Source organism: Mycolicibacterium vulneris (assembly GCF_002104765.1).
Taxonomy (GTDB): domain Bacteria; phylum Actinomycetota; class Actinomycetes; order Mycobacteriales; family Mycobacteriaceae; genus Mycobacterium; species Mycobacterium vulneris.
This window is the reverse complement of sequence record NZ_NCXM01000019.1, coordinates 1-20,745: the sequence shown is the minus strand read 5'-3', so window position 1 is coordinate 20,745 and position 20,745 is coordinate 1. Positions and strand designations below refer to the sequence as shown.

The following is a 20,745-nucleotide window of genomic DNA, read 5'->3' as shown; positions in this document are numbered from 1 at the left end:
AATGACCGACCAGGACCGCAAAGCCGCCCGCCGCGAAATCGCCGATGCTCTGTTGAAAGCCCTCGAACGACGGCACGAAATAGCCGACGTCGTCGTGGAATCGGAGAACAAGGCGGCCGCGGTGGAGGCGATCGTTCGCCTGCTCGACACGTCGCACGTCGCCGCCGAAGCGGTGATGGGCATGTCGTTCGATCAGCTCACCATCGACTCGCGCCGCAAGATCCTCGCCGAACTCGAAGACCTGAACAAGCAGCTCAGCTTCACCCTGGGCGAGCGTCCGGCGAGCCTGGGGGAGACGCTGGAGCTGCGTCCCTTCTCCGCCGCGGCCGACCGCGACATCTTCGCCGTGCGCACCGAGGACATCGGCTTTGCCGGCGACGGCTCCGGTGGACCGGCCGGCAACGTGGACGACGAGATCAGCGCCGCGCTGGGCCGCGTCGACGACGAAGAAGCCGCGTGGTTCGTGGCCGTCGACGGCGGCGAGAAGGTCGGCATGGTGTTCGGCGAGCTGGTCCGTGGCGAGGTCGACGTCCGGATCTGGATTCACCCCGATCACCGCAAGCGGGGTTACGGCACCGCCGCGCTGCGCAAGTCGCGCTCGGAGATGGCGTGGTGTTTCCCCGCGGTGCCGATGGTGGTGCGCGCACCGGCGGCCAATCCCGACCGTTAGCGCAGAACGGCGTCGACCGCGATGCTGTTGCGCATCGCCTCCATGCTGTCACCCGGTGGGATGTGCAGCCCGGCCTCGGCGAACATGTCCGCGCGGGTGCGCCTGGACACCTGCCAGCCGCGTGCGGTCAGATACGCCGCCGCCGGCGTGCGCTCGCCGCGGTAGACCAGCGTCGACACGTCGACATCGAAGCCGAACTGGCCCCACCGCCTGGCCATCGCCTTCGCGCGTTTTTCCAGCAGGTGCGGCGTGCCGCCGTCGTGGTATTCGGTTGCCAGCCGGCTACCCGGGGCGCTCAGCGTGGTGATGGCGTCGAACAGCCTGTCCTGCGCCTCCGGCGGCAAATACATCAACAGACCCTCGGCGCTCCACGCGCTGGGCCTTGACTCGTCGAAACCCTTGTCCCGCAAAGCATTAAGCCAGTCATCGCGCAGGTCGACCGACACGGTGCGGCGCTCCGCAGTGGGCCGGGCCCCCAGCTTCGCCAGCGTCGTGGACTTGAAGTCGATGACGGCCGGCTGATCGATTTCGTACACCACGGTGCCCGCCGGCCAGGCCAGGCGGTACGGGCGTGAGTCCAGGCCGGACGCCAGGATCACCGCCTGGCGGACGCCGGAAGCGGTTGCATCGGTGAAGAAGTCGTCGAAGTAGCGGGTGCGCACGGCCATGATGTCGACCATGCGTTGCAGGTTGAACTCCGCATCGGGGTCGGCATCGGCATCGAGACCGCCCGTCTCGTCGGTGATCTCACCGTCGAGCACCCGGGTGAAGAACTCGGCACCGACCGCACGGACTAGCGGGTCGGCGAACGGATCGTCGATCAGCGCGTCAGGCCGGTTACCGGCCAGCGCCCGGCACGCGGCGACCCAGGTCGCCGTGGCGCCCACGCTCGAGGCCAGGTCCCAGCTGTCTTGATCGGTGCGTGTCACGCCGCCCCCTTGGTGAATGTCGCGGTGACGTATCTGATGTCGCCGAAGGCGGCCATCGAGGGTTGCTCGGGGAAATCAAAACCGTTGGCCGCGTAGAGTTCCGGGGTGGTGTGCACCGACGAGTCCCAGCCGTGCCCGGACAGGTAGGTCACCACGTCGTTGCGTTCGCCGGGGTAGACCAGATCGGCCCAGTTGAGGTCCAGCCCCATGCGCCGCCAGCGCTCGCTGATCTCGCGGCCGCGTTTCTCGATGCGGCCCCGCATGTCTGGCACGTAGCCGGTGCCGATCCTGCTGCCGTTGGCGGACAGCGCGGTGATGTTGTCGAACAGGCGGTCCTGTGCGTCCGGCGGCAGATAACCCAGCAGCCCCTCGGCGCTCCACGCCGCGGGTGCGCCCGGGTCGAACCCACTGTCGGCCAACGCGCCCGGCCAGTCGTCGCGCAGGTCGACGCCCACCGCCCGCCGGTCGGCGCTCGGCGTCGCGCCCAGATCGGCCAGGGTGCGGGTCTTGAACTCGATCACCCTGGGCTGGTCGATCTCGTAGACCACCGTCCCGGGCGGCCAGGCCAGCCGATAGGCGCGGGTGTCCAGCCCCGAGGCCAGGATGACGGCCTGGCGGATACCGGAGTCGGCGGCGTCGAGGAAGAAGGAATCGAAGAACCGGGTGCGGACCGCCATGCCCTCACCGAGTCGGCGCGGGGTGAACGCCGGATCGTCCTCGGGTGTCTCGATGTCTCCGTTCATCATCCGGATGAAGGCCTCGACGCCGACGGCGCGAACCAATGGCTCGGCGAAGGGATCGTCGATCAACGGCTCGGGGCCTTTGGAGGCCAGCGCCCGCCGGGCGGCCACCGCGGTGGCGGTGGCACCTACGCTGGACGCCAGATCCCAACTGTCGCCCTCTGATCGCTTGCTGTCGGTCTCTGGCATGGCAGCCTCCTAACTTGATGGTGTCGGCCCGCTGCGCCCGGCTTGGACTATGCGGCGACCCGCTCGCCCGGCTACGCCGCGCTTGCGATCGCCGCGGCCGCGCTTGCGATCGCCACTAGCGCAGGGTGGCGGTGACGGCGACGATGTTGCGGAACTGCGCCATCGCCTCGTCGTCGTGGAATTGCAGCCCGTAGTCGCCGAACAGTTCGCGGCGCGGTCGCGAGGCCACCTCCCAGCCCTTGGCCGTGAGGTAGTCGACGACGTTGCTGCGCTCGCCGTCGAAGAACAGTCCCGACAGGTCGATGTCGCAGCCGACCTTGGCCCAGCGGTCGTTGAACTCCTGGGCGCGTTGCGACATCGTCGTGCCGGCGGTGTCGGGGTGATACTCGGTGGCCAGCTTGCTGCCGGGCGCGCTGAGCCCGGTGATGTTGTCGAAGAGCCGGTCCTGGGCGTCGGGCGGCAGGTACATCAACAGGCCCTCGGCGCTCCACGACGTCGGCTGCGTCACGTCAAAGCCGTTGGCGCGCAACGCGGCCGGCCAGTCCTCGCGCAGGTCGATGCTGACCGTGCGCCGCTCGGCCGTCGGGGCGGCACCCAGGCTGGACATGGTGGTGCTCTTGAACTCGATGACGGCGGGTTGATCGACCTCGTAGACCACGCTTCCAGACGGCCAGCTCAGCCGATAGGCGCGGGCGTCCAGGCCGGCCGCCAGGATCACCGCCTGGCGAACCCCGTCGCGGGCGGCGTTGAGGAAGAAGTCGTCGAAGAAGCGGGTGCGCACGGCGATGGAGTCGGTCTCCAGCGCCAGATCCTTGCCGCTGCCCTCGTATCCCTCCGAGTCGGCGACCTCACCGTCGACCAGTCGCCGGAAGAAATCCAGGCCGACGGCGCGCACCAGGGGTGCGGCGAACGGGTCGTTGATGATGGGCTTGGTGGCCTCGCTGGCCAGTGCGCGGGCCGCGGCGACCATCGTGGCCGTGGCACCGACGCTCGAGGCCAAGTCCCAGCTGTCTTGGTCAGTGCGCGTCATGCTGCTCCCAAGTTATTTAGCAAATGCAACGAGTCAGGGGAACTCTACGCCTCACGGCTTACGGCTTCCTGTGTTTTTCGGGCGCGTTGCGGCGGCGGCACAAACAGCCGGTGAACGGCGCCGCGAGGGGTCGCAGGAAAGGCCCTGACCAGACCTGGTCGGACCAGCTGTTAGTCTCGTACACGGTTTGACGCGCTGCAATTAAGGCGGCCGTACGTCCTGGCCTGCGGGTGTTGGGCGCGTGATGCAGGAAACCCCCGGCTGCGCAGGAGGAAGAGTTGCTTTCGGCTTTCATCTCATCGCTGCGGACAGTCGACCTGAGACGGAAGATCCTCTTCACGCTTGGCATCGTCGTCTTATATCGGGTCGGCGCCGCGCTACCGTCCCCTGGCGTCAACTTTCCGAACGTCCAGCAGTGCATCAAAGAGGCCAGCGGCGGCGCGGCCGGACAGATCTATTCGCTGATCAACCTGTTCTCGGGTGGCGCGCTGCTCAAACTCACCGTGTTCGCGGTGGGGGTGATGCCCTACATCACCGCCAGCATCATCGTGCAGCTGCTCACGGTGGTCATACCGCGGTTCGAGGAGCTGCGCAAGGAAGGCCAGTCCGGCCAGGCCAAGATGACGCAGTACACGCGTTATCTGGCCATCGCGCTGGCCGTCCTGCAGGCCACCAGCATCGTGGCCCTGGCGGCCAACGGCGGGCTGCTGCAGGGCTGCTCGCTGGACATCATCGCCGACCAGAGCATCTTCACCCTGGTCGTCATCGTGCTGGTGATGACCAGCGGCGCGGCGCTGGTGATGTGGATGGGTGAACTGATCACCGAGCGCGGCATCGGCAACGGCATGTCCCTGCTGATCTTCGTCGGCATCGCGGCCCGCATCCCCGCCGAGGGCAAGACGATCCTGGACAGCCGCGGCGGGATGATCTTCGCCGCCGTCCTGATCGCCGCGCTGGTCATCATCGTCGGCGTGGTCTTCGTCGAGCAGGGCCAGCGCCGGATCCCGGTCCAGTACGCCAAGCGCATGGTCGGCCGTCGCATGTACGGCGGAACGTCGACGTACCTGCCGCTCAAGGTCAACCAGGCCGGCGTTATCCCGGTGATCTTCGCGTCCTCGCTGATCTACATCCCGCACCTGATCACCCAGCTGATCCGCAGCGGCGCCGGCGGCGTGGGCAACAGCTGGTGGGACAAGTTCGTCGGCACGTACCTGTCCGACCCGAGCGACCCGGTCTACATCGCCATCTACTTCGGCCTCATCATCTTCTTCACGTACTTCTACGTGTCGATCACGTTCAATCCCGACGAGCGCGCCGACGAGATGAAGAAGTTCGGCGGCTTCATTCCCGGCATCCGGCCGGGCAAGCCCACCGCCGATTACCTGCGTTATGTGCTGAGCCGGATTACCCTGCCGGGATCGATCTACCTCGGCGCGATCTCCGTGCTGCCCAACTTGTTCTTGCAAATCGGCAATGGCGGAGCTGTCCAGAATTTGCCGTTCGGCGGTACTGCGGTTTTGATCATGATTGGGGTTGGCTTGGATACGGTCAAACAGATCGAGAGCCAGCTCATGCAGCGCAACTATGAAGGGTTCCTCAAGTGAGAGTCGTTTTGCTGGGGCCGCCGGGGGCCGGTAAGGGAACGCAGGCCCAGAAGCTCTCCGAGAAGCTGGGGATTCCGCAGATTTCCACCGGCGAACTGTTCCGCAGCAATATCGAGAACGGGACCAAACTCGGCCTGGAGGCCAAGCGCTACCTGGACGCCGGCGACCTGGTGCCCTCGGAGCTGACCAACCAGCTCGTCGACGACCGGCTGAACGAGCCCGACGCGGCGAACGGTTTCATCCTGGACGGCTACCCGCGCTCGATCGAGCAGGCCAAGGCCCTGCACGACATGCTGGGACGCCGGGGAACCGACATCGACGCGGTGCTGGAATTCCGGGTCTCGGAGGACGAGCTGCTGCAGCGGCTGAAGGGCCGCGGCCGCGCCGACGACACCGAAGACATCATCCTGAACCGGATGAAGATCTACCGCGACGAGACGGCGCCGCTGCTGGATTACTACAGCCACGAGCTCAAGACGGTCGACGCCATCGGCACCTTGGACGAAGTGTTCGCCCGCGCGCTGCAGGCGCTGGGCAAGTAGGGATGAACCCGCTGGCGCGGCTGCGGAGTCGCAAGGTGGTGCCGCAGCGCAGTGCCGGCGAACTCGACGCCATGGCCGCGGCGGGCGCGGTGGTCGCGGCCGCGTTGCAGGCGGTGCGCGCGGCCGCGGTTTCCGGGGTGTCGACGCTGACCCTGGACGAAATCGCCGAATCGGTGATCCGCGACGCCGGCGCGGTGCCGTCGTTCCTGGGCTACCACGGCTACCCCGCGTCCATCTGCGCGTCGGTCAACGAGCGGGTGGTGCACGGGATCCCGTCGGCCGCCGAGATCCTCGCACCCGGTGACCTGGTGTCGATCGACTGCGGCGCGGTGCTGGACGGCTGGCACGGCGACGCCGCGATCACCTTCGGGGTCGGGACGCTGGACGCGGCCGACGAGGCGCTGTCCCAGGCGACCAGGGAATCGCTGGAGGCCGGGATCGCGGCGATGGTGCCCGGTAACCGGCTGACCGACGTGTCGCACGCCATCGAGATGGGCACGCGCGACGCCGCGGCCCGCCATTCGCGTGCCTTCGGGATCGTCGAGGGTTACGGCGGCCACGGCATCGGCCGCCAGATGCACATGGATCCGTTCCTGCCCAACGAGGGCTCGCCTGGGCGCGGCCCCCTGTTGGCCGCCGGCTCGGTGCTGGCCATCGAACCCATGCTGACGCTGGGAACCGGCAAGACCGTGGTGCTCGACGACCAGTGGACGGTCACCACCACCGACGGATCACGCGCGGCACACTGGGAGCACACCGTCGCGGTCACCGACGGCGGTCCGCGCATCCTGACTTTGCCCTCGTAGCAGGGCTAGCGTTGAACTAAACGCCGACTCGCCTCGTTTCAGTAGTCGGAGGTGATCGAGTGGCTCGGGTTGCTGGCACTGGGAAGGCGTCCGGGGCTGCCGAGGCCGCTCTGATGAAGGCGCTGTACGACGAACACGCCGCGGTTCTGTGGCGTTACGCGTTGCGGCTGACGGGGGACGCCAGCCAGTCCGAGGACGTGGTCCAGGAGACGCTGCTGCGGGCATGGCAGCACCCCGAGGTCGTCGGCGACACCGAGCGCTCGGCGCGGGCGTGGTTGTTTACCGTGGCCCGCAACATGATCATCGACGATCGGCGCAGCGCGCGGTTTCGCAACGTCGTCGGCTCCACGGACGTATCGGGGGCACCCGAGCAGTCCACGCCGGATGAGGTCAATGCGGCGCTGGACCGGTTGCTGATAGCGGACGCGATGGCCCAGCTGTCCGCCGAGCACCGAGCGGTGATCGAGCGGTCCTACTACCGCGGTTGGACCACCACACAGACTGCTGCAGACCTCGGCATCGCCGAGGGAACGGTGAAGTCGCGACTACACTATGCCGTGCGGGCGTTGCGACTCACTCTGCAGGAACTCGGGGTTACCCGATGAGGGCCTCCGAATGCTTGAGGGGTGAGAAGAATGGATGAAATGAGGACGCCGGTGCAGGATCTCGGCCCTCCCGAAGACCGCTACGCGATGTGGGATGCCGCATACGTGTTGGGCTCCTTGTCGGCCGCGCAACGCCGCGAATTCGAGACGCACATGGCACACTGCCCGCCCTGCCGGGAGGCCGTCGCCGACCTCAGTGGCGTTCCGGCGCTGCTGTCCCAGCTCGACGGCGACGAAGTGGCCGCCATCGACCAGTCCGGTCCGGCCCCGGAGATGTCTCCAAAATTGCTCCCGTCCCTGCTGGCGACGGTTCGTTGGCGCCGGCGCCGCACCCGGGTAGTGACCTGGGTGGCGTCGGCGGCCGCGGCCGCGGTGCTGGCCATCGGGGTGTTCGTCGGTCTTGAGGGGTGGTCGTCGACTCCGTCCCAGCAGGTGACTGCATCGTCGGAGCCGATGGCTCAGGTGGGCACCAGCCTGCTGACGTCGACGGTCGCCGTCAGCAGCCAGCACTGGGGGACGTCGATCGACCTGCGCTGCGTGTGCCTGGCCCCGCTGACCGCGCACCACGACACGCTGGCGATGGTCGTGGTGGGGCGTGACGGCAGCCAGACCCGGCTGGCGACCTGGGTGGCCCTGCCCGGCCACACCGCGACGCCCGCGGGCGCGATCTCTACCCCGATCGATCAGATCGCCGCCGTGCAGGTGGTGGCCGCCGATAGTGGCCAGTTGCTGCTGCAACGCTCGCTGTAGGGATCGGAGCCAGCGTGTCCGGCTACGCGCGTGCGCTGCGGGTGCTCGTTGTGGGCGCCGGCGTTGCCGGCATCTCCGCCGCCCGCGGATTGCTGCGCGACGGACACGACGTCACCGTGTTCGAGCGGCGCCCCGATGTGCGGGCCGCCGGCGGTGCGGTGACCATCTGGTCCAACGGTGATTCGGTCCTGGGCCAGCTGGGTGTCGACATGGACGGTGCCGGCCGGCGGCTGGCCAGCGTGCGGGCCGTGACGTCCACCGGGCGCAGGCTCGCCACCCTGGACGTGACCACGATGGCGCGGCGACTGGGCGCCCCCGTCCGAATGGTTCCGCGTCGCGTTCTGCTGGACCGGCTGCTGGACGGGTTTCCGACCGAGCGCATCCGGTGCAACTCCCGGGTTATCGCGTTGGCCGGCACGGGCGACGGCGTCCGCGTCGACTTCGGCGACGGCTCCACGGTCGAGGGCGACGTGTTGATCGGCGCCGACGGGCTGCACTCGGTGGTGCGCGAATGTGTTGGCGCGCAAGGCGCTCGGCCCACCGGCTGGTGCAGCTGGCAGGGGCTGGCCGCCGTCCCGGAGGTCGCGGACTCCGATGCCGGGCTCATGATCATCGGTGCGCACGGCAACCTCGGCCTGTGGCCGGCCGGCGGCACCGACGTGCAGTGGTGGTTCGACCTGCCGTGGTCGTATGACTTCGTCAGGCCGCAGCGTCCGATCGAGCTGATCCGGTCACACTTCTCCGGATGGTCCGACCCGGTCGATCGGGTGCTCGCGACGTTGACCGACGACGATCTGGCCCGCTCGCCGTTCCCACATTTTCGGCATCCGATTCCGCGCGCGGGCCGTGGCCCGGTCACGTTGCTCGGCGATGCCGCACACACGATGCCGCCCACCCTGGCGCAGGGGACCAACCAGGCCCTGCTCGACACGATGGTGCTGTGCAAGGCGCTGGCGGACGTGCGTCGCGGGACAACCGGCCGCGGCACCGATGTTTCGCGCGCGCTGCGGTGGTACGAGAAGACCCGGCGCCGCAAAGTCATGGCCGTCTCGTGGATGGCGTCGCTGCCGGTGTCACACGGAGAATCCGTGCTGAGGCCGGCCGCGCTGATCTCGGACCGGGTGCAGGCCTCGGCGCTGACGACGTTCCTGCGCGTCACGAGTCACCGCCGGATGTCAGCTCAAATCAGCCGAAACTTGGGGGTAGTGGCCAAGATCCCGTCGAGCCCGTGAACCACCCGGCCGATTCCGTAACTGTGCGAGGCGATTTAGATGCGCCCTCCCGCTGGCTGTGGCTGGTGAAGTGGTGCGTGCTGGCCCTGCCGCACTACCCGATTCTGATACTGCTCTACCTGGTGTATCCCCTCGCGACCGTCGCCGCCGGCGTGGCCATCCTGTGCACCGGGCGATATCCGCGGCCGCTCTTCGATTTCAACGTCGGGGTGCTGCGCTGGTCCTGGCGGGTGATGAACTACCGGTTCCCGATGAACAGCACCGACCAGTACCCGCCGTTCACCCTTGCGTCTCGGCCCGACTATCCCGGTGATCTCGCGGTCGAATACCCGGAGCGGCTGAAAAACGGGGCGGTGCTGGTGAAGTGGCTGCTGGCGATCCCGCAGGTGCTGCTGTGCTGGTCGATGGAGGCGCCGCTGCAGGTGCTGTGCATCGTCTCCGCGCTGACGTTGTTGTCCACCGGAACGATCCCGCAGGGCATCTTCGATCTGCTCATGGGCATGGTGCGCTGGCGGTACCGGGTGGCGGCCTACGTGTCGTTGATGCGCGACGAATATCCGCCGTTCCGCATGGATTTGGGTGGCCGATGATCCGAAATGTCCTGTTTCCATACGTCTACCGATACGGCCAGCCGATTTTCGACCGGCTGTTCTACCACCGGTATCGACGGGCCGCGCTGAGCAACGCGACCGGCCGGCTGTTGATGGTCGGCCTCGGGCCCGGGACCGACCTGACGTTTCTGCCCGCCGCGGTGACGTCGGTCGCCGCCGTGGAACCCGACGCGTCATTCCGGCGGATGGCCGCGCGGCTCGCTTTCCGCCGCGGCATCGCGGTCGACATCGTCGAGGGGACCGGTGAGTCGATTCCCTTCCCGGAGAACAGTTTCGACTCCGTACATATCGGCCTGGTGTTGTGCTCGGTCGACGACGTGGCCGCCACCCTCGGCGAGATCCGGCGGGTGCTGACGCCCGGGGGCAGGCTCGTCGTCCTCGAGCACGTGCGCGGGGATGGAGCGATGGGCCGATTCCAGGACCTCATCGCCAAGCCGTGGTCGTGGCTGGCCGGTGGTTGTGAGCCGAACCGGCGGACCCTCGACGCTATTGCCGCGGCGGGATTCGATACCACCGCGCTGCACAGCATTCCGCGAACGCCGGTGCCCTTCCCGTGCAAACCCCATCTGCAGGGATTCGCCGTCCTCACTCGACGCTGACCGCCGCGATGATGTTGAGCTGCGCCGCCCGCCGTGCCGGAGGCAGGGAGCCGAGCAGGCTGATCGCCAGAGCCCCGAGCGTGAAGGCGAGCGCCAGCGGACTCAGCCGAAAGCCGACTTCGAAATTCATCACGTCCCCGCTGATACGGCTGAACAGCCATTGGTCCGTCAGCCCCAGCGCGAGCCCCAAAACGCCACCGACAACGCCGATTCCGGCCGCCTCGGCCAGGACCATCCGCAATGCGAAGCGCCGGCTGGCGCCCATTGCGCGCAGCACACCGATTTCGCGCCTGCGTTCCATCACCGACAGCGTCAACGTGTTGAGCAGTGCGACCCCGGCCACCACCACGACGATGACCCACACCGCGTTGGCGATGAACATGCTCTGATGCAGCGGAGCTTCCAGCCCCGCCAGCGCCGCGCGACCGTCGTACACGTGATTCGGCGCCGGCACCGCCTCGCGGACGGTGGCCAGCAGCCGCTGCCGATTCACCCCCGGGGCAGCGGCGATCTGCAGCGTCGTCGCCGCCGGGCGATCGAACCAGGCCCGCAGGTGATCGAGGTCGATCCCGACCGTGCCGATGACGGTCGAGAAGAACGGCACCAGGGCCAGCACGGGCGTCTCGCGCGGGCCGTGCGGTGTCTGCAGCCGCAGTTGCTCGCCGGCCCGGACGTGCAGAATCGCGCCCAGATTCTGCGTGAGCACCACGCCCCTGCCGGCGAGCACCTCGGCGCGCACTCGCTCGCCGAGAGCCCGGAAGAGCGCATCGTGGCTGCCGGGGGAGAACCCGTCGAGCAGGACGCGGGTACCGCCGACGACGGCGAACCCGAACGCGCCTTCGGTCACCTGCGCCACGCCCGGGAGTGTGCCGACCTTGTCGGAAATGCCTTGTGGCAGAACGTCGGTGGGGTAACCGTCGGGAGGGTCTGCGCTCACCCAGACGTCGGCGTCGGCGACCGGCGACAAGATGTCCCGCGCCGATCGGATCATGTCGGCGTTCGTACCGGTGATCACGACGGTGGTGAGCACCCCGATGAGCACGGTCATCACCGTCGCCCATACCCGGCGCGGCGCACGCCGGATCGTGGCCGCCGCGAGTGCCCCGACCGATCCGAACAAACGCGCCGTCGCCGCCGTGGCCTTGACGATGGGAACGGTGAGCGCGAAGCCCAGGGCGATCTCGGCGCCCAGCAGGGCGGCCATCGCGACGACCGCGTAGCTGCCGCGCTGGCCGGTCACGATCGACGTCGACGCCGCCAACACCGCGACCGCCCCGACGCCACAGGCGATGCGCAGCCAGCGGGGCACCACGTCGGCCGCCGAGACCCCCACCGGGGCCAGCGCCTCGATCGGTGAGACCTTGTACACTTGCCGTGCTGCCATCGCCGACGCCGCCACGCTGGTGAGTGCCGTCACCGCCAGCGCCAGCGGTATCGCATAACCGGGCAGCCAATACTGGACGCGGGCTTCGAGCCCCTGTGTCACCGCCGGCGGCAGCCGGCCAATCGCGATGTGACCCGCCACAATTCCCACGCCGGACCCGATGGCTCCGCCGATCAGCCCGAGAATCGCGGCCTCGGCGAGCATGTCGCCGACGATGGTGACGCGCCGGCCGCCAATCGCGCGCAGCATCGAGATAACCGGCCGCCGCTGGGTGATCGCCATCGTCATCGTGGTGTAGATCAAAAACGCGCCGACCACCAACGCGACCGCGGCGCCCAGCAGGGCCATGTAGTTCATCAGCCTGACACCGTCGCCGGCCCGGGCCGCCCGGAAGCTGGGAGCCGCGACGATCGCCCGGCCGTGCACGGCGCCGCTGACCGCCGCGCGCACCGCGCCGAGGTCGGCACCGGCCTTCGTGGCGATCAGGATCGAGTCGAGTTGGCCGGTGCGGCCGGCGGCGTTCTGCGCCAAGGCTAGCGGCGCCAGCACGTAGTGCCCGCCGTTGAGGTCCGCGTATTGCTTGCCCGCGAGCACGTCGGTGACCGTGACCGATGCCGAACCCAGTTGGAATTCCTGGCCTTTCGCATAGCCGACGCGCGGTCCGACCCGAACTCCCGCCGGCGTCGAGGGCGACGCCTGCAGGGGCTGGGCGCCCCCCTGTTGTAGCGCGTCCCTGAGGGCGCCACCCAGAACGGCGGTGCTCGCATCCGCGCCCAGCAGCAGCACCGGCCCCGACGGGGTGGATGCCGACGTCCGGATCATCGGCGCCGCGGTGGCGACGCCCGGGACCGCGGCCACCTCGGCCAGCATCGAGTCGGGAAATCCGGCGTCGGTGATGCCGGAGACCTCGAGCGCGGCGACGCCGGCGATCCCGTCGGCCAGCCGGCTGACCGATCCGGTGATCGACCCGAAGATTCCGAACACCGAAACCAAATACGTTGCCGAGACGGCCATTACCGCGATCGACGCGAACGTGCGGCGGCGATGGGTGGCGAGCTCACGCAGGCTGAACCCCCGCAGCCTGCTCGCCGTGGCCGTGATCGCCGGCCCTGCTTTCACCCGGCGACCGCCATGACGTCCGAACCGACCCGGCCGTCCTGCAGCGTGATCACCCGATCGGTGGCCGCGGCCGCATCGGAGTTGTGGGTCACCATCACCACCAGCCGGCCCGGGCCGTCCTCGTGCGCGACCTCGGCAAGTAACGCCAAAATGGATGCGCCGGTGGTGGAATCGAGGTTTCCGGTGGGCTCGTCGGCCAGAATCAACGGCGGGTTCATCATCAGCGCGCGCGCCACAGCGACCCGCTGCATCTGGCCGCCGGACAGCTCCGCCGGCCGGTGCTGGGTCCGGTTGCCGAGCCCGACCCGATCCAGCAGCCGGATGGCGTCCGGTCTGGCCCTGCCCAGCCGGACACCGTCGAGCAGTCTCGGGATCGCCACGTTCTCCCACGCCGACAGGGTCGGCAACAGGTTGAAGAACTGGAAAATGAAACCCACCCGGTGATGACGGAACCGCGACTGCTCTTCGTCGCTGAGGCGGCCGATCTCTTCGCCGTCGAACGCGATCGACCCGGAATCGGGGGAATCCAGGGCGCCGAGCAGGTGTAGCAGCGTGCTCTTGCCCGCCCCGGACGGCCCGACGACCGACACGAACTGCCCGTCCGCCAGCCGCAGGCTGACCTCGTCGAGTGCCCGCACCGATTGACCGCCGACCGTGTACTCGCGCACCACGTCGCGCAGTTCGATGGTCATCTAGACACCACGAGGGCGACCGGTAAACGGTTCACGGACGACAATGAACCGACCGGGCTGCTACCTCGTTTCTTCAGGCATGCCCGGCAGGTACCGGGTGGTCGACCACATCGTCGAGCACCTAGCGGCAATCGGAGTCGACCACGTCTTCGGTGTGGACGGCGCCAACATCGAGGACGTGTACGACGCCGCGCACTTTCACCCCGACATCAACGCGGTGCTGGCCAAGCACGAGTTCTCCGCGGCCACCATGGCCGACGGGTACAGCCGGAGCGGGGCCGGCCTGGGGGTGGTCGCCGCGACCTCGGGCGGGGGAGCGCTGAATCTCGTCGCCGGCCTGGGTGAGTCGTTTACGAGCCGGGTCCCGGTGTTGGCGCTGGTCGGTCAGCCCGCCAGCACGATGGACGGCCAGGGCAGCTTCCAGGACACCAGCGGCGCGAACGGATCGCTGAACGCCGAGACGCTGTTCTCGGCGGTATCGGTGTTCTGCGAGCGGCTGCGCAGGCCGGCCGACATCGTCTCGGTTCTGCCCCGGGCCATCGCAGCGGCGCTTACCGGCGGCCCGGCGGTGTTGTTGTTGCCCAAGGACATTCAGCAGGAATTCATTGACGCCGGGCATCACCATCGTGATGTGGGAGGCGGGCGGTCGCCGACCGGCGACCCGCGTCCGATCGCCCGGGAACTGCGCCGGGCCCGGGGCTCGATCACCATCATCGCCGGCGAGCAGGTGGCCCGCGACGATGCCCGTGCCGAGCTCGAGGAGCTGCGGGCGCTGCTGCACGCCGGGGTCGCCACGGTCCCGGACGCGAAGGACGTCGCCGGTGCGCCGGGCGTCGGGTCCGCATCGTTGCTGGGGGTGACCGGTGTGATGGGCCACCGCAACGTGGCCGAGGAGGTGGCCGCCAGCGCGGTGTGCCTGATCGTCGGCACGCGATTGGCGGTGACCGCGCGCGGCGGCCTGGACGACGCACTCGCGGCGGTGCGTACGATCTCGATCGGATCGGCGCCGCCGTATCTCGTTTGCACGCACGTGCATTCCGATGATCTGCGCGCCTCGCTGCGCGCGCTGAGCCGGGCGCTTCGGGGCCGCGCGCGTCCTACCGGTCCGCGCATCGCCGGCACTGCCCGCCCCGTCGAGATGACGCCGCCGCCCTGCGCCGGGCCGGGTCTGCGGTACCGCGACGCGATGGCGGTGCTGGACGGTGTCCTGCCCGACGGCGCCGACATCGTGGTCGACGCCGGCAACACCGGCGCTTCTGCGATCCACTACCTCCCGGCGCGCTGCGGCGGCAGGTTCGTCGTCGCGCTCGGCATGGGCGGCATGGGCTACAGCTTCGGCGCCGGGATCGGAATGTCGTTCGGGCGCGCCAACAGTGGCCGGCCCGGCGGCCGCACCGTGGTGATCGCCGGCGACGGCGCGTTCTTCATGCACGGCATGGAGGTGCACACCGCCCTGCAATACCGGCTACCGATGACGTTCGTACTGTTCAACAACAACGCGCACGCCATGTGTGTGACCCGCGAGCAGTTGTTCTACGACGACGTATACAGCTACAACCGTTTTCGTCCCAGCCGGCTCGGTGCCGGCCTGGCGGCGATGTTCCCGAGCCTGACGTCGGTGGACGTCAGTGACGCCGCTGGGCTTGCCGCGGCGATGGACACCGCACTCGGCATCGACGGCCCGGCGGTGATCAGCGTCGAGTGCGCCGCTGACGAGATCCCCCCGTTCGCCCCATTTCTCGCCGCGTTTGCCTCGAAAGACGGCGCTGTGAGCCAGGTTTCATTCGACAAGGAGATTCAGAATAATGTCGCTGCCAGCGCTTGAGGACATCCCCGACCTCATCGACGGGGTCACCCGCATCGAAACCAGCCCCAGGGAGAAGGCCACGCCGATCATCATGGACATGATGCGCTCGGTGTACCCGCACGATGAGGTCTTCGGGCAGTACTGCACCGTCAACGACTACGTCGACTGTCCGCCCGACGAGTTGTTCGAGTACATGGCCGACACCCGCAGCCTGGAGGAGTGGACCTACAGCCTGCGCGGCTTCACCCCCACGAACGAACCCGGGCTGTGGCTGGCCCGCGACCGGCTCGGCTCGGAAACCGAGATCTACACCCGCACCGTCGCCAACGCGCAGGCGCGGACCGTCGATTACCACTGCGCCTGGGATCAGGGCAAGCACCTGTGGATGATCTACCTGATGCGCGTCATCGACGCCCAGACCGTCCTGGACAGGCCGGGATCGGTTGTGCTGTGGACCAATTGCCGCCACCCGTTCTATGACCACAACCCGTATCCGGAGACCGCGCCGGCCCAGCGACCGGTATGGGTCGGCGACTTCTGGGACATGTTCGGCGCCGGCCACCTGCTGGAGATGCGCAACCTCAAGGCGATCGCCGAGTACCGGCACCGCAACGGGCTGCCGGTGACGCCGGTATGGATGAGGTGAGTGCGGCATGGGTAAGCCGAGCGTCAGCCTGATCGACGTCGCCACCTATCTGCCGGGCGAGCCGATCCCGGCCGACTACTACGCGCAATTCGCCGAATCCGACGACCTGCGTGACAACGTGATGTTTCGCGCCCCCAAGTTTCGCCATCACGTCGCCGCGGACGAGAGTTCCATCGACATGATCGAACGCGCGGCCCAGGGCCTGATCGAGCGGCATGGCCATGGCGTGGTCGAGGGCGCCGATGTGCTGATCACCCACACCCAGGTGCCCGACATGGCGTTCTACGGCCAAGGCGGTGGCGTCGCGCACCGACTGGGCATGCGGCCGTCCTGGGTGCTCGACCTGAACAACGGCGGCTGCGCCGCATTTGTGTTGGCGCTCAACGTGGCCCGTAAGCTACTGGCGGCGGGTGAGGGACGCACCGCGCTCATCGCCATCGCGCAGAATGCGGCCGGCCAATTCTTCGATCAACCGACGATTCGCCGCAAGGCGCAGTCGGCGGTGCCCGGCGACGGCGCCGCGGTGGGCCTTGTCACGCTGGGCGAGCAGTCGCCCATCCTGGATGTCGAGTGCCGCACCTTCGGCGAGTACGCGGGTGAGATGACGCTTTCCTACGACCCGCCGCGCAAATGGTGGCAGGCCGGTGTCGGCGAGGGCAGCATCGGCTTCACCGAAAGCAAGATCACCAAGGTGCTGGCCCGAGGCAACCGGCAGGTTCCCGAGGTGACGCTGGCGGTGTGCGATCGAATCGGGCTGGCCGCCAAGGATATCGACCTGCTGGTCACCAACCAGCCGAACCGGGCCTTTCTGCGCAATTGGCGTGACGCGCTCGAGTTGCCCGCGCACCGCCATCGCGACACCTTTGATGAGTGCGGCAACCTGTTCGGCGCCGGGATTCCGATCAACCTGGACCGCGCGATATCCGACGGGCAGATCCAGGCCGGGCAGGTGGTCATGATGGCGGCGTTCGCGCACGCCGGTGACTTCGCGGGCGCCGCCGCGGTGCGCTGGGGCGGGCGAGGCTGATGCAACCCGCTTCACCGCTGATGTCCGGCGAGATCTGCGATGCGCTGCCCAACGCGGTGGATCCGTTCGCCTTGTCGCTCAACGAGAATCCCTTTCCGCCGCTGCCGGCGGTGCGTTCGGCGTTGATTCGGTCGGTCTGCGCGGCGAACCGGTATCCGGAGTTCCTGCCGGAGCGGTTACGGCAGGTGATCGCGGCGCATATCGGTGTGCCCGCCGACCGGGTGGTGCTGGGCGCCGGGGCGACGGGGGTCGTGTTGCAAGCCCTGCAGGCATTGACCACGCCGGGGGACACGATGGCGATGGCCTCGCCGACTTTCGACGGTTATCCAATCGTCGCGCAGATGGCGCGGCTGAATCCGTCGCTCGTTCCGCTGGACGAAAGCGGCCACAATGACCTCGGCGCGCTGTCCGACGCGGCCGCGCAGGCCCGTGTGGTGGTGCTGTGCCGGCCGCACAACCCGACCGGCACGCTGGAGCCCACGGCCGCTGTCCTTCGGTTTCTCCACCGGGTACCGCGCGACACCGTCGTGCTGCTCGACGAGGCCTACGTCGAGTTCGCCGCCGCCGAACGCCGTTTCGACGTGGCGGCATTGGTCACGCAATTTCCCAATGTGGTGGTGGTGCGCACCTTCTCCAAAGCCTACGGCCTGGCCGGGCTGCGGATCGGGTACGCGGTGGCCTCGCGCGAGCTGGCCGCGATGCTGTGGTCCCAGCAGCTGCCGTTCGGCATCGCGATCACCAGCCTGCTTGCCGTCGCGGCGTCCTATGGCGCCGAAGACGAACTCCTGCGGCGGGTCCGGCTGATCACCGCCGAACGCCGCTATCTCCGGATGCACCTGAGCGCGATGGGGATTTACACCACCGACGCCCACGCGAATTTCACGTATCTGCCGTCCAGCGGGAGGCAGTCTCGGCCCTGGCGTGAGGTTTTCGGCGACAGCGGGCCGCGGGTGCGGTACTACGCGGACGGTGGCGCGCGGATCACCGTGGGCGGCCGCGCGTCGACGACGGCGGTGCTGTCGGCGTTGGGAAAGGCTCCGCTCGGGCGCCAAGTGCGGTAAGAAGGGGCGTGGCGCAATCACAACCGGAGAAGCGTGATCCGATCGCGGCGGCGCGCGCCAATTGGGAGCGCGCCGGGTGGGGCGACGTGGCACCGGGCATGGTGGCGGTGACCTCGGTGATGCGCGCGCACCAGATCCTGCTGGCCCGTGTCGAGACGGCCCTGCGCCCCTACGACCTGAGCTTCTCGCGGTACGAATTGCTGCGGCTGCTGGCCTTCAGCCGGACCGGGGCGTTGCCCATCACCAAGGCCTCCGATCGGTTGCAGGTCCACGTCACCAGCGTGACCCACGCGATCCGCCGGCTGGAGGCCGACGGGCTGGTGCAGCGGGTGCCGCACCCCACTGACGGGCGCACCACGCTGGTGCAGATCACCGAGCTGGGCCGCTCCACGGTCGAGGACGCCACCGTCACCCTCAACAAGCAGGTCTTCGCCGACATCGGGATGACCGACGCCGAATCGCAGGACCTGGCGTCGACGATCGAGACGTTGCGGCGCAACGCCGGTGACTTCTGAGCTCAGCTGCCGCGCAGCATCTCGATGACGGCGCTGAAGTCCTTATCGGCATGCTCGGCGGCGAATTCCGCGTAGATCTCGGCGGCGTGTGTACCCAGGGGCGCCGCGGCACCACTGGAGGACACCGCGTCCATCGCCAGGCCGAGGTCCTTGTTCATCAGCGCGGTGGCAAAGCCGGGCTTGAAGTCGTTGTTGGCCGGGGACGTCGGGACCGGGCCCGGCACAGGGCAGTTGGTGTGCACCGCCCAGCAGTTGCCGGTCGCCCCGGTGATGACGTCGAACAGGGACTGGGCGGACACCCCGAGCTTCTCGGCCAGGATGAACGCCTCGCCGATCGCGATCTGCTGCACCGCCAGCACCATGTTGTTGCACACCTTCGCGGCCTGTCCAGCTCCGGCCGCGCCGCAGTGAATGATCTTGCCCGCCATGGGTTCCAGCACCGGCCGCGCCCGTAGCAAAGCATCCTCGTCGCCGCCCACCATGAACGCCAGCGTCCCCGCGACGGCGCCCTTCACCCCACCCGAGACGGGGGCGTCCAGCTGTGCGACGCCACTCGATTCGGCCAGCGCGTGCACCTCGCGGGCATCGTCGACCGAGATCGTGGAGCTGTCGATGAACAGCGCGCCGGGTCGCGCGGCGGGCAGGATCTCCGCGTAGCAGCGTTTGACCAGCTCCCCGTTGGGCAGCATGGTGATCACCACGTCAGACCCGGCCACTGCGTCGCTGGCGCTGTCGAATCCGGTGACGCCGGCCTCGGCCGCCGCGGACAGCGCGGCGGGGACGGGATCGAATCCGCGCACCGCATGTTTGGCCGCAACGAGATTGGTCGCCATGGGACCGCCCATGTGGCCCAGGCCCAGGAAGGCCACCGTCAGGTGCTCGGTCATCTGGAGACCTTTCTATGCGGTTGTCTATGCGGTTGCGCGGACCCGTGCGGCTTCGGCCCGGCCGATGACCACCCGCATGATTTCGTTGGTGCCTTCCAGGATTCGGTGCACCCGCAGGTCGCGGACGATCTTTTCCAGACCATACTCGCGCAGGTAGCCGTAGCCACCGTGCAGCTGCAGGGCTTTGTCGGCGACCTCGAAGCAGGTGTCGGTGACGTAGCGCTTGGCCATCGCACACAACTCGACTTTGTCGGGATCGTCGGCGTCGAGCGCATTGGCCGCCCGCCACAACATCATTCGCGACGTTTCGAGTCCGGTGGCCATGTCGGCCAGGGTGAACCGGATGGTCGGCTCGTCGAGCAGGGACGACCCGAACGCCTGCCGATCGCGAACATAGGCCCCGGCCTTGTCCGCGGCGGCCTGGGCGCCGCCGAGTGAGCACGCGGCGATGTTGAGCCGACCGCCGTTGAGGCCGTTCATCGCGATGCCGAATCCGGCGCCCTCGCCGTCGGCGCCGCCCAGCATCGCGTCGGCCGGCACTCGGACCCCTTCCAGGATCACCTGCGCGGTGGGTTGGGCGTGCCAGCCCATCTTCTCCTCGAGGGAGCCGAAACTCAGCCCCGCGGTGCCCTTTTCGACCACGAAGGCCGAGATGCCGCGCGGTCCCTGGCTTCCCGTCCTTGCCATCACCACGTAGACGTCCGAGGCGCCCGCGCCGGAGATGAACTGCTTGACGCCGTCCAGCACATAGTCGCCGCCCTGCTTGACGGCGCGGGTGCTCAACGCGCTGGCGTCGGACCCGGCGCCCGGCTCGGTGAGGCAGTAGCTGGCGATGACGTCCATCGACGCCAGCCGCGGGACCCACTCCTTGCGCTGCTCGGCGGTGCCGAAGGTGTCGATCATCCACGCGCACATGTTGTGAATGGACAGGAACGCGGCGGTGGTGGGGTCGGCGATGGCCAGCTGCTCGAAGATGCGGACGCCGTCGAGCCGTCGCAGCCCGCTGCCGCCGACGTCCTCGCGGCAGTAGATCGCCGCCATGCCGAGCTCGGCGGATTCGCGCAGCACGTCGAGCGGGAAATGTTTGGCCGCATCCCATTCCAGGGCGAACGGGGCCAGGCGCTTGGCGGCGAACGCGGCGGCCGTCTCGGTGATCACCCGCTCGTCGTCGTCGAGGGTAAATGAAGCCATAAGCAGCGAACCTAATCCATTGTGGGAATGACGAATTCGGCGCCGTCCTTGATGCCGGACGGCCACCGCGACGTCACGGTTTTGGTCTTGGTGTAGAAGGTGATCGACG

At 68.4% G+C, this 20,745-nt stretch carries 21 protein-coding genes; 14 read left to right on the top strand and 7 right to left on the bottom strand.

The genetic code is table 11. The features are described 5' to 3' along the window. Window position 1 precedes the first annotated feature (1 nt). A complete protein-coding gene (locus tag B8W69_RS18255) occupies window positions 2-670 on the top strand; it encodes a GNAT family N-acetyltransferase (protein WP_085291219.1) in 669 nt (222 codons plus the stop codon). Here the strand turns inward: B8W69_RS18255 and B8W69_RS18250 are convergent. From B8W69_RS18250 to B8W69_RS18240, 3 genes are all read right to left on the bottom strand, one after another. Then, window positions 667-1,599 carry a class I SAM-dependent methyltransferase gene (locus B8W69_RS18250; RefSeq protein WP_085291218.1) on the bottom strand — a complete coding sequence of 311 codons (933 nt, stop codon included), beginning with the start codon at window positions 1,597-1,599 and terminating at the stop codon, window positions 667-669. The two genes, B8W69_RS18255 and B8W69_RS18250, sit on opposite strands and share 4 nt — an antisense overlap. Further along, on the bottom strand, window positions 1,596-2,528 hold the full coding sequence (locus B8W69_RS18245; protein WP_085291217.1) for a class I SAM-dependent methyltransferase: 933 nt from the start codon (window positions 2,526-2,528) through the stop codon (window positions 1,596-1,598). The genes B8W69_RS18250 and B8W69_RS18245 overlap by 4 nt, the downstream gene beginning before the upstream one ends. 115 nt (window positions 2,529-2,643) lie before the next feature. After that, a complete protein-coding gene (locus tag B8W69_RS18240) occupies window positions 2,644-3,558 on the bottom strand; it encodes a class I SAM-dependent methyltransferase (protein WP_085291216.1) in 915 nt (304 codons plus the stop codon). 278 nt (window positions 3,559-3,836) lie between these two features. Here B8W69_RS18240 and secY point away from each other — a divergent pair, with 278 nt between their 5' ends. From secY to B8W69_RS18200, 8 genes are read left to right on the top strand one after another with little or no spacing between them, the layout of a single operon-like run. Next, window positions 3,837-5,162 carry a preprotein translocase subunit SecY gene (gene secY, locus B8W69_RS18235; RefSeq protein WP_085291215.1) on the top strand — a complete coding sequence of 442 codons (1,326 nt, stop codon included), beginning with the start codon at window positions 3,837-3,839 and terminating at the stop codon, window positions 5,160-5,162. After that, entirely contained in the window at window positions 5,159-5,704 is a 546-nt protein-coding gene (locus B8W69_RS18230) for an adenylate kinase (RefSeq protein WP_085291214.1), read from the top strand. The genes secY and B8W69_RS18230 overlap by 4 nt, the downstream gene beginning before the upstream one ends. A gap of 2 nt (window positions 5,705-5,706) precedes the next feature. Continuing rightward, entirely contained in the window at window positions 5,707-6,510 is an 804-nt protein-coding gene (gene map, locus B8W69_RS18225; RefSeq protein WP_085291213.1) for a type I methionyl aminopeptidase, read from the top strand. A 59-nt stretch (window positions 6,511-6,569) separates the two neighbouring features. After that, a complete protein-coding gene (locus B8W69_RS18220) occupies window positions 6,570-7,115 on the top strand; it encodes a sigma-70 family RNA polymerase sigma factor (RefSeq protein WP_085291212.1) in 546 nt (181 codons plus the stop codon). Between the two features lie 30 nt (window positions 7,116-7,145). Then, window positions 7,146-7,865, top strand: coding sequence for an anti-sigma factor family protein (locus B8W69_RS18215; RefSeq protein WP_085291211.1), 720 nt, complete (start codon window positions 7,146-7,148; stop codon window positions 7,863-7,865). A 14-nt stretch (window positions 7,866-7,879) separates the two neighbouring features. Beyond that, window positions 7,880-9,097 carry an FAD-dependent oxidoreductase gene (locus B8W69_RS18210; protein WP_085291210.1) on the top strand — a complete coding sequence of 406 codons (1,218 nt, stop codon included), beginning with the start codon at window positions 7,880-7,882 and terminating at the stop codon, window positions 9,095-9,097. A 23-nt stretch (window positions 9,098-9,120) separates the two neighbouring features. Continuing rightward, window positions 9,121-9,687: a DUF4389 domain-containing protein gene (locus B8W69_RS18205; protein ID WP_085291293.1), complete on the top strand. Its 567-nt coding sequence runs from the start codon at window positions 9,121-9,123 to the stop codon at window positions 9,685-9,687. Beyond that, entirely contained in the window at window positions 9,684-10,307 is a 624-nt protein-coding gene (locus B8W69_RS18200) for a class I SAM-dependent methyltransferase (protein ID WP_085291209.1), read from the top strand. Before B8W69_RS18205 ends, B8W69_RS18200 begins: the two co-directional genes overlap by 4 nt. Here the strand turns inward: B8W69_RS18200 and B8W69_RS18195 are convergent. Both B8W69_RS18195 and B8W69_RS18190 read right to left on the bottom strand, forming a co-directional pair. Further along, complete coding sequence (locus tag B8W69_RS18195; protein ID WP_085291208.1) at window positions 10,294-12,810, bottom strand: FtsX-like permease family protein; 2,517 nt, start codon at window positions 12,808-12,810, stop codon at window positions 10,294-10,296. The genes B8W69_RS18200 and B8W69_RS18195 overlap by 14 nt on opposite strands. Further along, window positions 12,807-13,502, bottom strand: coding sequence for an ABC transporter ATP-binding protein (locus B8W69_RS18190; protein WP_085291207.1), 696 nt, complete (start codon window positions 13,500-13,502; stop codon window positions 12,807-12,809). The genes B8W69_RS18195 and B8W69_RS18190 overlap by 4 nt, the downstream gene beginning before the upstream one ends. A 79-nt stretch (window positions 13,503-13,581) precedes the next feature. Here B8W69_RS18190 and B8W69_RS18185 point away from each other — a divergent pair, with 79 nt between their 5' ends. From B8W69_RS18185 to B8W69_RS18165, 5 genes are read left to right on the top strand one after another with little or no spacing between them, the layout of a single operon-like run. Then, window positions 13,582-15,327 carry a thiamine pyrophosphate-binding protein gene (locus B8W69_RS18185; RefSeq protein WP_085291206.1) on the top strand — a complete coding sequence of 582 codons (1,746 nt, stop codon included), beginning with the start codon at window positions 13,582-13,584 and terminating at the stop codon, window positions 15,325-15,327. Continuing rightward, the gene (locus B8W69_RS18180) at window positions 15,308-15,955 is read left to right on the top strand and encodes a DUF8713 domain-containing protein (RefSeq protein ID WP_085291205.1); all 648 of its coding nucleotides are present in this window, start codon (window positions 15,308-15,310) and stop codon (window positions 15,953-15,955) included. The genes B8W69_RS18185 and B8W69_RS18180 overlap by 20 nt, the downstream gene beginning before the upstream one ends. Before the next feature lie 7 nt (window positions 15,956-15,962). Beyond that, window positions 15,963-16,982: a 3-oxoacyl-ACP synthase III family protein gene (locus B8W69_RS18175; protein ID WP_085291204.1), complete on the top strand. Its 1,020-nt coding sequence runs from the start codon at window positions 15,963-15,965 to the stop codon at window positions 16,980-16,982. Then, window positions 16,982-18,043, top strand: a complete 1,062-nt coding sequence (locus tag B8W69_RS18170) for a pyridoxal phosphate-dependent aminotransferase (RefSeq protein WP_085291203.1) — start codon at window positions 16,982-16,984, stop codon at window positions 18,041-18,043. The genes B8W69_RS18175 and B8W69_RS18170 overlap by 1 nt, the downstream gene beginning before the upstream one ends. 8 nt (window positions 18,044-18,051) lie before the next feature. Beyond that, complete coding sequence (locus B8W69_RS18165) at window positions 18,052-18,558, top strand: MarR family transcriptional regulator (protein ID WP_065030707.1); 507 nt, start codon at window positions 18,052-18,054, stop codon at window positions 18,556-18,558. Between the two features lie 2 nt (window positions 18,559-18,560). Here B8W69_RS18165 and mmsB read toward each other — a convergent pair whose 3' ends face one another. Both mmsB and B8W69_RS18155 read right to left on the bottom strand, forming a co-directional pair. Beyond that, complete coding sequence (mmsB, locus tag B8W69_RS18160; protein WP_085291202.1) at window positions 18,561-19,445, bottom strand: 3-hydroxyisobutyrate dehydrogenase; 885 nt, start codon at window positions 19,443-19,445, stop codon at window positions 18,561-18,563. A 24-nt stretch (window positions 19,446-19,469) separates the two neighbouring features. Continuing rightward, a complete protein-coding gene (locus B8W69_RS18155) occupies window positions 19,470-20,636 on the bottom strand; it encodes an acyl-CoA dehydrogenase family protein (RefSeq protein WP_085291201.1) in 1,167 nt (388 codons plus the stop codon). Window positions 20,637-20,745 lie beyond the last annotated feature (109 nt).

Bases quoted from the DNA above. Each gene is read 5' to 3' on its own strand.
- mmsB (WP_085291202.1), bottom strand. From the start codon at position 19,445: ATGACCGAGCACCTGACGGTGGCCTTCCTGGGCCTGGGCCACATGGGC.
- B8W69_RS18200 (WP_085291209.1), top strand. From the start codon at position 9,684: ATGATCCGAAATGTCCTGTTTCCATACGTCTACCGATACGGCCAGCCG.
- B8W69_RS18215 (WP_085291211.1), top strand. From the start codon at position 7,146: ATGGATGAAATGAGGACGCCGGTGCAGGATCTCGGCCCTCCCGAAGAC.
- B8W69_RS18170 (WP_085291203.1), top strand. From the start codon at position 16,982: ATGCAACCCGCTTCACCGCTGATGTCCGGCGAGATCTGCGATGCGCTG.
- B8W69_RS18245 (WP_085291217.1), bottom strand. From the start codon at position 2,528: ATGCCAGAGACCGACAGCAAGCGATCAGAGGGCGACAGTTGGGATCTG.
- map (WP_085291213.1), top strand. From the start codon at position 5,707: ATGAACCCGCTGGCGCGGCTGCGGAGTCGCAAGGTGGTGCCGCAGCGC.
- B8W69_RS18155 (WP_085291201.1), bottom strand. From the start codon at position 20,636: ATGGCTTCATTTACCCTCGACGACGACGAGCGGGTGATCACCGAGACG.
- B8W69_RS18255 (WP_085291219.1), top strand. From the start codon at position 2: ATGACCGACCAGGACCGCAAAGCCGCCCGCCGCGAAATCGCCGATGCT.
- B8W69_RS18180 (WP_085291205.1), top strand. From the start codon at position 15,308: ATGTCGCTGCCAGCGCTTGAGGACATCCCCGACCTCATCGACGGGGTC.
- B8W69_RS18175 (WP_085291204.1), top strand. From the start codon at position 15,963: ATGGGTAAGCCGAGCGTCAGCCTGATCGACGTCGCCACCTATCTGCCG.
- B8W69_RS18190 (WP_085291207.1), bottom strand. From the start codon at position 13,502: ATGACCATCGAACTGCGCGACGTGGTGCGCGAGTACACGGTCGGCGGT.
- B8W69_RS18185 (WP_085291206.1), top strand. From the start codon at position 13,582: ATGCCCGGCAGGTACCGGGTGGTCGACCACATCGTCGAGCACCTAGCG.
- B8W69_RS18240 (WP_085291216.1), bottom strand. From the start codon at position 3,558: ATGACGCGCACTGACCAAGACAGCTGGGACTTGGCCTCGAGCGTCGGT.